Below are 13,283 nucleotides of genomic sequence, written 5' to 3'. Positions count from 1 at the left end.
CATGCTGAAAGTTCTCCTCGTAGACGATGAACCCGTTATTCGCGCGGGCTTAGCCCAACTTATCAATTGGGAGAAATACGGTTTTACCATTGTCTCTAAAGCCAAAAACGGTGAACAGGCTTTGCAGCTCATTCTGGATGATACGCCAGATGTCATCATTACCGACATCCGCATGCCGAGAATGGATGGCCTCCAATTGATTCAAGCTTTAAGGGAAGAGCGAAACCTGCTGACACCAGTTATCATATTGACAGGCTTCAATGAGTTTGACTATGCCCGTCAAGCCATCCGCTATCAAGTCCGGGATTATTTGCTTAAGCCTGTGGACAAAGAAGAGCTGATTGCCGCATTGTCTCGTATTCGTGCCAGCCTAAGGATCGATAATGCTTTACCGGTCGACAGCCAATCTGGGAATGCTATTAAATTATTGCTCCGCAGCACGACTAGTCATGACGTCAGAATTAAGCTTTGTCAATCCTTAGAAGCTCACTATCCTGTGTTACTTATGGTTATCATGCTGCGGAATCACATGCCAACCACATTCATCCAAATCAAACAGCTTCTGCTGCCAGTGTGGGAAGCCTTCACCTTATCCGAGGCATCTGTACGCATTTACATTGATGCAGATGGGTTTATCGCTGTTCTAATCCAACCTGAGTCTACTCACCTAAGTAAAACGGAGGAACAACAGCTGGCCTTTTCCTTGCTTCATGCGATTCACGACGGCTTGGATCAGGAAGCCTTTCTTTCCGTTGGTCCACTTGCACACTCACCCGAGCAGTTGGCCGATTCTTTTCAAGCAGCTTGCTCCGCTCGTGTTTATTCCTTGTATGTTGAACGGCCAACTGTTCTTGCCTATGAGGAGATCAAGCTCCTTCCTCCTTTTAAAAGCCAATATGAATATTTAGCTTCCTTTCAACAATTAAGAGACTCTATTGAAAACAATAGCCCCCATGAGATTGAACGAATCGTCACAGACATTTTTGTTTTCTTCGTGGAACAATTTATTTCCCCCGATACCATCAAGGTACACTTATATCGCTTTTTGCTTGAGATCGAGAAATATGTGGCCGAAATGAATGGCGACATTCAGCGGATTATCAAAGCCGCCAATCACATTGATCTCACCTGCACAACCACTCCGATTCGTCTTCAGAGGGAGATGTTTCGGGACACCTGCCAGCAGATTTGCTTGGAGATAGCTTTCCTCCGGGCACAACAGAATTTCGGAATCATTGACCAGATTGAACAATATGTGAACAGCCATTTCCACGAAAATATGACATTAAAGGATGTGGCCGCAAAATTCTATATGAATCATGCCTATTTAGGACAGCTTTTCCGTAGAAAGAAAGGGATTCAATTCAATGAGTATCTCCATCAGCTTCGTATTGAGGAGGCTAAGAGCCTGCTGCGCCGAACCGATTTGAAAATTGTTGAGGTCGCCAAAAAGGTTGGCTATAACGACCCCACCTATTTTAGCGGCAAGTTCGAAAAACATGTAGGAGTTACCCCAACTGCTTATAAATTAGGATTGCAGCAAAAAAAATCGCCCATTGAGGAGGATTAAGAATTCAGAATAAAGTCCTCTGAATTTACAATGGGCACCGCGGCATCGCTGCAAATGGAAACGACCACCAGAACAAAAAAGGCACTCACCCAAGAAGGTGAATGCATGAAAAAACTTAAATGAAAATCATATTAATCTTAATGTCACATAAATCGTCCGTTCCTGCTCATTCAAACGCCTGAAAATATCCATAATTTCAACGCCCGTCTTCCCATTATTTGAAGCCAAATAAATGAAGAATACGATGCTCCAACCTAACGCTTACCGCTTCGCCTTATAAAACTCATGATACAGCTTCATGAGCACCCGCTTCTCAATCCTCGATACATAGGACCGGCTAATCCCCAGCTCCTTAGCAATTCCCCGCTGCGTCCGCTCTTCTCCGCCTAATTCAAGTTCAAACCGCCCAACCACAACTTCCTTCTCCCGATCATCCAATATCTCCAAATTCTTATATATCTTTGATTTCTCTATTTTCAGCTGTACAGCATCTACTACATCATCCGCCTCGCTGCCGAGGATATCGATCAACGTAATTTCATTCCCCTCTTTGTCCGTTCCGATGGGGTCATGGAGAGACACATCTTTCCGCGTTTTCTTGAGCGAACGAAAGAAACCGATGTGGCTTGCGACTTACAATTCCTATTAAGGAATGCGTAACATCACAAGCCATTATTTAAGCGTCTATTTAAAGCAAATTATTCGTGTGTCAATTAAGTTTTGAAGTTCAATTCCATTTATTTGGACCAGCAGTAATAATTTCTTTATCCACATTGGAAAATTTCTCGAAATTGCGATTAAACCGTTCAGCAAGCCCCCAAGCGGACTTCTCATACGCCTCATGATCCTGCCAAGTATGACGGGGAACAAGAACATTGCTTGGAACCCCCTCTACGAAATCGGGACAGAGCACACCGAAGATCGGATCAGCAGTAAACGTCGCTTGCTCGATACTTCCATTCAAAGCAGCAGTTATCATCGCACGGGTTAAAGTTAAATTCATCCGCTTACCTACACCATAGGGACCGCCGGACCATCCCGTGTTCACCAAATATACGTTAACTTGGTGCTTCTCGATATTATCTCCCAATAGCCTTGCGTACACAGTTGGATGGAGCGGAAGGAAAGGCGCCCCAAAGCAAGTGGAAAATGTCGCCTCCGGTTCCGTTACTCCTCTTTCGGTACCTGCCAACTTAGACGTATACCCTGACAAAAAGTGATACATCGCCTGTTCCTTCGTTAGTTTGGAAATAGGAGGCAGCACCCCGAAAGCATCTGCTGTTAAGAAAATGATGGCGCTCGGATGACCCGCCTTTCCTGGGATGACCGCACCAGGGATTGCATCGATTGGATACGCGGCTCGTGTATTTTCTGTCGTCCGAGTATCATGATAATCCGCTCGGCCTGTCTCTGGATCCAGCACGACATTTTCTAAAACCGAACCATAACGAATAGCCTGCCAAATTTGCGGTTCCTTTTCTTCGGATAGATTGGCACACTTGGCATAACATCCGCCTTCAAAGTTATAGACCCCTTGATCGGTCCAGCCATGCTCATCGTCCCCAATCAACCGGCGGTTTGGATCGGCGGAGAGCGTCGTTTTCCCCGTTCCAGATAACCCGAAGAATAAAGCCACATCGTCTTTCTCTCCCACATTTGCTGAGCAATGCATGGAAAGAACGTCACGGAAAGGGAGCAAATAATTCAGAACGCTAAAAATCGATTTTTTCATCTCTCCTGCATACTCGGTTCCCCCGATGAGAACCAATTTCCTTTCAAAGGAGAGGCAGATAAACGTTTCAGAGCGCGTACCGTCCACTTCCGGATCGGCTTTTAGGCCTGGCAATGCAATCACCGTGAACTCCGCAATATGGGTTTGCAATTCTTCCTGTGTTGGTCGGACAAATAGCTGCCGGACAAATAAATTATGCCAAGCATATTCATTCACGATGCGAATGGGTAACCGATACTCCGAATCCGCCCCGGCATAACCGTCGAATACGAACATATCCTTATCTGACATATAGTCTTGCGCTTTTTGGTAGAGCCTCTCGAACTGAAGCTGTGATATTGGTTGATTCACAGCCCCCCAATCTATGTGATCCAAGACGGAAGGTTCTTGGACAATGAACTTGTCTTTGGCGGAACGTCCGGTATATTTCCCTGTGTATACTTGTAAGGCTCCTGAGGAAGCAAGAACCCCTTCCTTTCGTTCCAATGCTGTTTCGACCAGCTGAGAAACGGGTAAATTATTTGATACCAGACCTATTTTCAACTGCTGCAACTTGGCTTCCATACTCATCAATTCCCTTCGTTGTGTTATCCAAACATTGCTGCTCTTTGCAGTCCGAGTCATTAGTAGTCAAGCATAATCTACGCTAAAAGAGACACATCCTGCGTAGGAACACGGAGGGAAATCCCCTGAACTCGAGAGGCCAGATGTGGAAGTACCTTCCCTGTCTTTAAATTTACCGCTTGCCTATACCTTTTATCATAGAGTTCCCTCCTAGAGTTATATAATGTGCATTATTTATTTATTAGTATATACTAAACAACCATTTCCGTGTGATAAATAAAGTTAATGATGTAACACATATTTATTTATAACCTATATAAGTAAACTACATCGTTTAGACCACAATGAAGCGAAAAAGCAGGCTCTTATCGATGTATCCTTTTACCTGGAAGATCTTTCTTTCTGTTTCTTTGTCGGGGACAGCTTTGCAAAAATGGTTATAGGGAACCTTTCGAGGAATAGAAGCATGATTTGTTTCATAGCGTTATCATATTGAGAAGAAAGCTGGGCTAATTGTTGAATGGCATCGTTTATTGATTCAAATGCCTTTTTGGTCTGGTCGTGATGTTTATCACTTTGCATCATCTGCTGAGAGATTTGTTTCATATTTTCTTTCATTACCGTAGAAGTTTTTCTAAATTGATTTAATTGTTCATAGATTTGCGAAGCTGAATTGCCGGAAATTTCAGCTAGCTTTCTGATTTCAGTGGCAACAACAGCAAAACGTCTCTACATATTGTTTAAATTCAATTAAAGAACTGGACAGCTGTTCGATCTGTGCTTTTCCCAGAGAAGTTAGCGTAGTAGTTTCACTTGTATGAGATATTAGGATATTTGTAGATTCCGAGTATGTATGCGTAGCTTGCATATTGGAAATTAGCCTTTCTTTTTCCTGTACTTGCTGGTTCAGCAGGGCTTCAACAGCTTCACGAGTAGAAGTGATTTCCTTAACGAGTAATTTTGCAATATAGACCATACCTAAGAATGTTATGGAGATGAAGATAAAAACGATCAAAGCGGGGACTAAAGTTGAAGGGTCCTTTATTCCATAATCTCGAGTGATTAATAAAAAAATAACTTCAATAGCACCACCGATGCCCCTCCATTCAAAAAAACGCCATGTAACGGAAACTTCCGCTATGCTGGCGTTTTTGCTAATCACTAGTGTCTGAACTCCTTTGGGAATCAGACGAATTATTTTATTATCATTTAAGATACATTTAATGGTGAGAGAACACATAATTGAATCGAATATATTTTAGCTTATAGATTCCGTAATTTTTTTATCTTTAACGAACTTAATAAATAAATACCGAACTAGCGGTCCCATTATTATGAGTTGTAGAGGGAAAGCAAAAATAAAATTTTTTAATACTAAAGAAAAGTAACTTTTAAGTAATGATTCTCCAATCAGGCTGTTAGAAAAGTAAGAACTCCCCAATCCATAAAGAGACATACAGAGAACCATTCCACTCACCATAAAAAATGCAAGGGATAGAATCACAAATACCTTCTTAGATTTATCATATGGTAGTGATAAAGCAATTTTCTTTGCCACTGGACCGACAATAAATAATTCCAATAAGGAAGCAATAATAAAAACCGAAATAAGTTGAATAAGTAGTCCTTTCAAGGATATCGTGCCAATCAAGCCGTGTGTAAATAAATTATAAAATGTCATGAATACAACCATCCCAAAGCACATCATCAACCCAAAATAAAAATCTTCTTTCTTAGTCGTTGGCAATCTCCATCATCCTTTCTACCTTGTATTATAGCGATAATGGATTATCCTTCATAAGTGAATAGTCTGTGAACATTTTGACGATGAATTTTGCCGGAGTCGACCTAATAAAGCGGGCGCTAATCGCTGAATTTACGGTGGACTATGTGCTCATGCACAACAGGACTGGATAACCAATTTGACAAAACCCGCAAGTTACAATGAACTCACAGAGGATTTAAAAGTTAAAGAACATGTTGGTAACGTGTGGTATGAACGAGAGTTTTAAGTGCCAGAATCTTGGAACAGCAAAAGAATTGTACTTCGTTTCGGTAGTGAAACGCATTACGGCAAAGTCCTGGCCGATCGCGAAGGTATTGTGGTTGTGGACGAGGTTGCTGCTGTAGGATTGCATGTGACGCTTGGCGGCTTCATGTCATCTCGGAAAAGAAATACTTGGGAAACAGTCCAATCCCAAGAAAGCCATAAAGAAGCAATCAAAGAATTGATTGGCCGCGATAAGAATCACCCATGCGTAGTTATGTGGGTTGTTACCAACGAACCTGCGGGCGAGGAAGAAGGCGCCTATGAATACTTTAAACCGTTGGTGGAACTTACCAAGGAACTTGATCCTACTCGTCCACTTACCATAGTCAGCTTCATGGCAGCAACTCCAAAGGCTTGCAAGATTCATACCTTAAGCGACGTGATTTGTTTAAATCGTTATTACGGTTGGTATGTAAATAGCGGCGATTTAGAAATAGCCGGAATAGAACTAAAAAAAGAATTGCTTGAATGGCGGGAAACATCTGAAAAACCGGTATTCCTTACGGAGTTTGGGGCAGACACCATGCATGGCCTTACCTCATCTTTACCGACTATGTGGACAGAAGAATTCCAATGTGAATTCTTGAAGACATACCACCAAGTGTTCGACGATCTTGACTTTGTAATCGGGGAGCATGTCTGGAACTTTGCCGACTTCGCAACCAAACAAGGCATAATGAGAGTTGAAGGTAATAAAAAAGGTGTTTTCACCAGAGATCGGAAACCAAAGAAAGCTGCCTATTTACTGCGGGAAAGATATCAGAATATCAACAACTATAATTATAAAAATAAATAAAATGCAATACTAAAACTGGTAAACTTAAAACTTACAACATGGAAACAAATCATTAGGAGGGGGAATTATCCCCCTTCTTCTCTGCGTTCAGTATACGGTTATTATGCTAACACACCACCTGATACATTCAACGATGTACCTGCAATCGCGTTTGCTCCTTCTGAGGCCAAGAAGACTGCTGGAGCTCCTATTTCATACGATTCAAGCAGACGTTTCATTGGATGCTTGCCTAGAATATGTTTCACAATGTTCACCCCAACTTTTCATTACCATTTTTGAGGCTGGTTGGGACAAGGATTCCGTATCCAAAGAGTTTACGACCGTAAAAGAGTCGAAGGAAAGCCGCACAAGGTCACACTAGTAGCCTGTGCAAATAAGCTGGTTCATTGGCTTTATCCCATCATTAAAAGTAAAAAAACATTTCGGTTAACTTAACTAAAACATATTGTTATTGGTATACCTTCCAACATTATCTGATACCAAATAAATGAAGTCTGCGATTCAATTTCCTTACCGCTTCGCCTTATAAAACTCATGATACAGCTTCATGAGCGCCCGCTTCTCAATCCTCGAAACATAGGAGCGGCTAATTCCCAGCTCCTTCGCAATCTCCCGCTGCGTCCGCTCTTCCCCGCCTAATTCCAGTCCAAACCGCCCAACCACAACTTCCTTCTCACGCTCATCCAAAATCTCCAAATTTTTATATATCTTTGATTTCTCTATTTTCAGCTGTACGGCATCCACCACGTCGTCCGCCTCGCTGCCGAGGATATCGATCAACGTAATTTCATTCCCCTCTTTGTCCGTTCCGATGGGATCATGCAGAGATACATCTTTCCGTGTTTTCTTCAACGAACGCAAATGCATCAGGATCTCGTTCTCGATGCAACGAGCCGCGAAAGTCGCGAGCTTCGTGCCTTTGTTTGGCGAGAACGACTCGATCGCTTTGATCAATCCGATCGTCCCGATGGAGATCAAATCCTCCAAATCTTCTCCTTTCTGCAAAGCAGATTGAAGAGGTTTGCTGCGATATGTCACCTGCTTTTATTAGCGGTGCCCAAAATACTTTCCTGACGCGGAGATTACGTTTGATAAATTCTATGTAATGAAGCTGGTTGGCGAAGCCGTGGATGAAGTGCGAATCCACGAACAAAAGCAAGAACCTGAACTGAAGCGTACAAAATATATCTGGTTAAAGAACGAAACCAATCTCAAAGCCGAGCAAAAGGAAACCTTGCTGCGTCTGAAGGACAGCAACCTACAGACAGGTCGGGCGTACCGTCTTACACTGGCTCTGCTGGATCTCTGGACGCTTCCGCATATTTTAGCGGATGTTTATCTGCGGGAATGGATCGGCTGGGCGACCCGCTCAAAGCTTGCGCCCATGGTCTGTTTGGCCAAGACGATTAAACAGCATGAAGAGGGCATTTTACGGTGGTTCCACAGCCGGATGACGAACGGTTTGCTCGAAGGCATTAATGGACTCGTTCAAGCAGCCAAACGAAAAGCTCGCGGTTACAGAAACGTTCAAAATTTAATTGCCATGGTCTACATGACCACTAACAAACTCCGGATTCTAGCGCTCTCAGCACGCAGGTCCTAACTTCGTCTTTAACCCTTCCCCTTTTATACGAATTTTTAAGAAACTCTTAATTTCTGGGGTAACTATGATCCTATTTTAGGTTGTATTACCCATCCAGTAGAGCGAAGAGCCCTTATTTTCCAAGTGGTTAATCATTTGATCGACCTATTTTGTATGAAATTGATATCTACCGACCGGATGCTTACACCTATCGAATTGAAATCTACAGGAAAAATAGCACTCCTGGAACCGGAAAAGTTCATCTCGATGAAATTACAGGATCTGCTGAGTAACTCTACTTTTTCCTGTCGAGTTATCCTTGACACATCAGGTTCACCAAACTTTTACTCGCTACGACACTTCAAAAGCAAGGTGAAGCAAAATGAACTGAAGTTTCATTGGCTTGGTGCGTCAAGCACGTGTAAAGCGAGGTACAACAAGAAAAGGGCTCTTAAGATCAACTGATCTAAAGAGCCTGTTTTTATCTGGTTAGTGCGCGTAGAGGGACTTGTATGATGAAGGAGTCGATGATGAACTAATTAATTTGTAGCTCTGGTGTTTCAGGCATATCATTGATGTACTGGTTCTGCATTCATTCCTTTTGTTGTTTGAGGGAACTTACAACAATGGAAGATTAACGTATTTAACCATTTTCAACCTTTTTCAATTTTTCAAGCACTGGTTTTAGGTTTGAGCCATATTTCCCTTGTCAATTTGCTGCACTAATTACGAATTCGGCACTCCACATGCCTGGTTCAACTACTGCATATTCCGCAGAGCCAGTTTGATTTTCAACATTTATACTGACACCTTGAAATCTGCATGTGATTTTCTTATATCCATTTTCGTCATCTACAAGAGTCCAATCCTTGCTCCACCAACCTGGTTGAACAGTTGTACTCTCGACATAGCCCAATTGATTTTCTATTGCCATATACTTACCAGTTGCCTTGTTTTTAAGCTGTGTATATCCTCCACTTGTCTCCAATGACCACTTGTAGTAATCGGTACTTGCTGTCGCACCATAATTAACCTTACCACTACCATTGTCATTCAAGTAATTGCCCTTCCACCTATCTTTGATTGTGTAATACATTGTAGCAGAAGTAGTATCAACTACAGTTACAGCCAACACTGGGTCTACACCTGCACTAAAGTCAAATGTAAGGTTTGTTGTTCCCACTGCCTGATTCGCAAGATATTTCTTTAGTATCGTTACATTTGTTCCTATGACTGTGTAATCAGTCCCCTGTATTAAAGAAGTAGATCCATTCTTGATTCCACTAAAGCTATTGTTGTTGAGTGTCATTGAAACACCAATATCAGCCTGCTTGGCAACTTTTTTATCAAATGTTGCTGTCATTGGAGTTATGATGGAGTTGGTCGGTGTGCCACCATCATGGCCATAAACCTCAAATTCACTTAACCCGATATTTATTCCTGTTGCCGTATTTACTGTAAGTTTAACCCAGGTTACAGTTTTTTCTGCGAAGGTTATAGTCTTGGAGTAACCATTGTTTGGAAGAGCCCCAGTAGTAATTGAACTGCCATCACTAAATGTTAATGTCGCCCCTGTAATATTTTCATTACTATTTGGTCGATCATAAAGCTTAACACTTGTAATCTTTTGGCTTCCACTCCAAGCTAAATTGATCCATGCACCAGTTGTCTGGCTTACTGTAGCCCACTCTTTATCAGGAAGCCTTGGATTCCCATCTAATATACCATCAATAGCTTTTACTCCCAATTGCCCAGCTGCTGTATTTTGGGATGAGACTGTTACCGTTGCCAAAGGTGCAATATTTGAGAAATCCTTTAGCCAGAACACTTCATCACTTTTTATAAACCCATACATATAGTCAGCATCACCCAACTGTGTTGCATACTTCGAAATAGTATTATATTTTTTGTTACCGGCATTTCTTGGAACAACCATCATATCTGTAGGAACACTTACAGATTCACGAGCTGTCCAATCAAGCTGTGAAGTTGAGTCCAATGTAGTTGGTTTAGAAAATGGGACCATCGGCGCATTTGACGTTATTGGCTCGTGTGAAGGCCATACAGCTTCACCATCATATGAATGAATTATTGCCTCATGCATCTTTGGTGCATAAGAAGGATCATTCTGCTTAAGTTGTCTTATTGCCTCCAAAGTGAAATAATTCAGGGTATTGTGGTCTGGATGACTGTCATACATAGAGGTTATATATATATCATCCGGGCGGTAATCATTAATCATGGTTATCAAATCATTTTTAAAATTATTTCGTGTATAGCTTGCATGGGTTCCGAATTTTTGATAATGATAATCAAGATTTTCAGGAGTCCCATATGTGACTGTTCCTTCATGTGATGTTATTACTGCATCAGCATTTGTTGCATTGTATAATGACCACAATTGATCATCTCCATATCCCAGCACCGTAATATTGCTTTGTGGTACTCCTAAATAAGTAACTGCGGCAACAGACTCACGAATTCGTGTTTGACCAACTGTCATATCACCAAGTGAAGCAGCATAATCACCATTTGTTGCAATGCCTACCTTTACAGTTTTTCCATCGGTAATTCCCTTTTCCATTATTCCAGATGCCATTAATGCTTCATCATCCGGATGCGGTGCCAAGATTAGGATTTTACCTGTTTGTGCTGGCAAGCCTGGAGTTATTACCCAAGCCTTTACTTCACCTGCAGCTAAAGTAACACTCTTATTTGTTAGTGAATTTGTGGAACTAGTAAAAGAACCTATTTTCCCAGTTGGTCCAAGTTCATCAACATTTAAGCTAGTGCTGTTCATGCCATATTGTGATAAAGCCATATTAACCATTACTGTTTTAGAGGCATTAGATACGTTTGTTAATAAAACAACTACCTTATTATCCTGCGGAAGCATCCAAACACCATTTTCTACTACATTAGTAGTAATATCAGGGCCTGTTACAGTAGAATTTCCGCTCAATACCAAGGGTCTACCCATTTGCCCAGCATATATAGAACGGTTTATCTGGGCTCTGACCTTTGCAGTATTTCTAAGATAGCTTGCCTTACTTGGATAATTTATTATATCTGCATCGGACCATCCAAGCTGTTCGCCCCATACAAAGGCTCTGCCATTTTTTTGCCTCCATTGCAGGTCAGATTCATTATTGTCATAATAACGTCCCATAAGCTGAGTTGCATCTGCCAAGACCGCATGTAAAGCAGGTACACCATCCATTCCCGTATCAGAATTTATATATGCCAACATTGCATCAAACATTTTTGCAGAAGAATCAGCAGGCCCTTCAGTAACAAGTATAGTCCCTGCCGGTTTATTACTTCTGATATTCGTATTGTACATTGTTTCATAACCCTTCTGCCAATAATCGCCGCCACCCAAAGTATGTCCATGAGATGCATCATAGCAAGGAGCGGGCGCAGAATAACCTACCATGTCCTGATAAACGCCATTAACATGATATGAATTCAACAACTCATTAGTGAAATATTTCACCTTATTCTGCCACATAGTTTGGCTTGGATCCACGGTTGCTAAATATTCATTAGGTTGATCATCATTTTCAGTATAAAGAGCCCCAGATGGATCTTTAGCTGCCGCAGCTCTTGCTCCCTCTGAATCAAAGGAAGGTATGGTAGATGACCATAAACGCCCGTTGGTGTATGGCACAACATAAATATTATTATTTTGCTGTGCTACAACATTTTCAGCAAACCCATCTTTTGCAGGGAAATATTCTGGAAAATGCCCATCCATCAAGATTTCATGCCATCTGTACCAATGATTCCCAACAGGCATACCCATGTATTGTTGAAAAGCCTCTGCAAGAGTTGTGGTATCCGATGGTGTTTCACCGTTGCTGTTCTCTGTTTTGGTCCAAACATTCAATTTTTTAAGCCAATCTGGAGTATCTGTACGCCCATTATTATCTATTGTAGGCCACCAACTAGCATTGCCTTTCGCCCAATTTCTGTAAATCATCGCAGCATCATACCAGCTAGGGGTTAATTGCATTAGTGCACTCGCGGTGGTACTAAAGTCGTTTCCTACTTTCGTATCATCAGGTGCCAAAATCTCCATACCCATTTTAACAACTGAATTTGCTGAGTCTCCCCATATATTAGGATATATGATCTGAGCTTCGTTGGCATGCCACCCCAGATAAAGTCCAGTTTGTCCGTTGTATGCAGCAACATAGGGCATTGTACTAACGGTGCTTGGATAAGGGAATGAATAGCCGCTACCTGAGCTCCAAAGGTCATTTACAGTTCCTGATGCATAGGGATAAAAAGCTTGTCGTCCTGTTCCTAAGTCGCGAACCGGAATGTTAGGAAACTCTATGGTATGAACATATTTTTTTGTGGAAGTATTATTTATGGCAATACTCCATTTGATAGCATCAGCCGTGCTTTTATCTGCTTTTACGGTAACAGTAATACCTGATGCATTTGAGTTGCCAGAGAATACAAAGGTATATACGTTGCCGGTCAAATCTTCCGTAACACTAGTCCAACCCTCTTTAGAATTTATTGAAGCACCGTTCAATCTTATTGTGAAAAGTGGTTCATCAACTGCTGTAGACAATAAGTCTTGTGCTTTTGATGAATCATAGATTTTTGTAAGATTAAGTCCAGAATTTGTGAAAGCTACTCCGACTTGGAGATTACCCGATACCATGGTTAAAGGTGATGTTACAGCGGCAGCTTGTACCAAGCTTTTGGGTCCTACGCTAAAAATCATTGAAAATACAAGTGTTACAATCAATAGGTGTAAAAGAAACTTAGATCTTTTTTTCATACTTAATTACCTCCTAAATTTTTTTAATGTGTCCTGTACAGTTTCTGGTTAGCTCAGGATAAGTTATAGTTGTAGTTAAAAGACAGGATTGATGTAAGCGATTGCAATACATCTTTGAATTTAGATCTGTTAAATCGGAAAAAAAAATCATCTAAATAACGCTGCAAATGCCTGAAAACAAGTTGTGATAA

General features: G+C 41.5%; 9 protein-coding genes and 2 pseudogenes. 3 read left to right on the top strand and 8 right to left on the bottom strand.

The window, feature by feature from the left end; all coding sequences use genetic code 11:
* Window position 1: 1 nt before the first annotated feature.
* Window positions 2-1,570 carry a response regulator transcription factor gene (locus FU659_RS10895; RefSeq protein WP_147947603.1) on the top strand — a complete coding sequence of 523 codons (1,569 nt, stop codon included), beginning with the start codon at window positions 2-4 and terminating at the stop codon, window positions 1,568-1,570.
* A 261-nt stretch (window positions 1,571-1,831) separates the two neighbouring features.
* On the opposite strand, the pseudogene FU659_RS10890 reads toward FU659_RS10895, so the two are convergent.
* The 5 genes and pseudogenes from FU659_RS10890 to FU659_RS10870 form a co-directional block, all read right to left on the bottom strand.
* Window positions 1,832-2,179 (bottom strand): annotated as a pseudogene (locus FU659_RS10890) (sigma-70 family RNA polymerase sigma factor); the annotation flags it as partial.
* Window positions 2,180-2,297: 118 nt separating this feature from the next.
* The gene (gene pckA, locus FU659_RS10885) at window positions 2,298-3,866 is read right to left on the bottom strand and encodes a phosphoenolpyruvate carboxykinase (ATP) (protein ID WP_147947601.1); all 1,569 of its coding nucleotides are present in this window, start codon (window positions 3,864-3,866) and stop codon (window positions 2,298-2,300) included.
* A 381-nt stretch (window positions 3,867-4,247) separates the two neighbouring features.
* Window positions 4,248-4,550, bottom strand: coding sequence for a hypothetical protein (locus FU659_RS10880; protein WP_261807762.1), 303 nt, complete (start codon window positions 4,548-4,550; stop codon window positions 4,248-4,250).
* 19 nt (window positions 4,551-4,569) lie between these two features.
* Window positions 4,570-5,028, bottom strand: coding sequence for a hypothetical protein (locus FU659_RS10875; RefSeq protein ID WP_147947600.1), 459 nt, complete (start codon window positions 5,026-5,028; stop codon window positions 4,570-4,572).
* Window positions 5,029-5,124: 96 nt separating this feature from the next.
* On the bottom strand, window positions 5,125-5,613 hold the full coding sequence (locus tag FU659_RS10870; protein ID WP_147947599.1) for a DUF2798 domain-containing protein: 489 nt from the start codon (window positions 5,611-5,613) through the stop codon (window positions 5,125-5,127).
* A 265-nt stretch (window positions 5,614-5,878) separates the two neighbouring features.
* Between FU659_RS10870 and FU659_RS10865 the strand changes: the two genes are divergently transcribed.
* Complete coding sequence (locus FU659_RS10865) at window positions 5,879-6,712, top strand: glycoside hydrolase family 2 TIM barrel-domain containing protein (RefSeq protein ID WP_147947598.1); 834 nt, start codon at window positions 5,879-5,881, stop codon at window positions 6,710-6,712.
* Between the two features lie 101 nt (window positions 6,713-6,813).
* Here the strand turns inward: FU659_RS10865 and FU659_RS10860 are convergent, their stop codons facing one another.
* Both FU659_RS10860 and sigK read right to left on the bottom strand, forming a co-directional pair.
* Window positions 6,814-6,957 carry an SDR family oxidoreductase gene (locus FU659_RS10860; protein ID WP_261807748.1) on the bottom strand — a complete coding sequence of 48 codons (144 nt, stop codon included), beginning with the start codon at window positions 6,955-6,957 and terminating at the stop codon, window positions 6,814-6,816.
* Window positions 6,958-7,222: 265 nt separating this feature from the next.
* Window positions 7,223-7,708 (bottom strand): annotated as a pseudogene (gene sigK / locus FU659_RS10850) (RNA polymerase sporulation sigma factor SigK); the annotation flags it as partial.
* Window positions 7,709-7,817: 109 nt separating this feature from the next.
* Here sigK and FU659_RS10845 point away from each other — a divergent pair.
* Window positions 7,818-8,315, top strand: a complete 498-nt coding sequence (locus FU659_RS10845; RefSeq protein WP_147947597.1) for a transposase — start codon at window positions 7,818-7,820, stop codon at window positions 8,313-8,315.
* Between the two features lie 688 nt (window positions 8,316-9,003).
* On the opposite strand, the gene FU659_RS36315 is transcribed toward FU659_RS10845, so the two are convergent.
* Window positions 9,004-13,092, bottom strand: a complete 4,089-nt coding sequence (locus tag FU659_RS36315) for a DUF6259 domain-containing protein (protein WP_147947596.1) — start codon at window positions 13,090-13,092, stop codon at window positions 9,004-9,006.
* Window positions 13,093-13,283 lie beyond the last annotated feature (191 nt).

The sequence above is a fragment of the Paenibacillus sp. N3.4 genome (genome assembly GCF_008017805.1).
Classification (GTDB): Bacteria; Bacillota; Bacilli; order Paenibacillales; family NBRC-103111; genus Paenibacillus_E.
The sequence above is the reverse complement of the archived record's forward strand: the minus strand, read 5'-3'. Positions and strand labels throughout refer to the sequence as shown.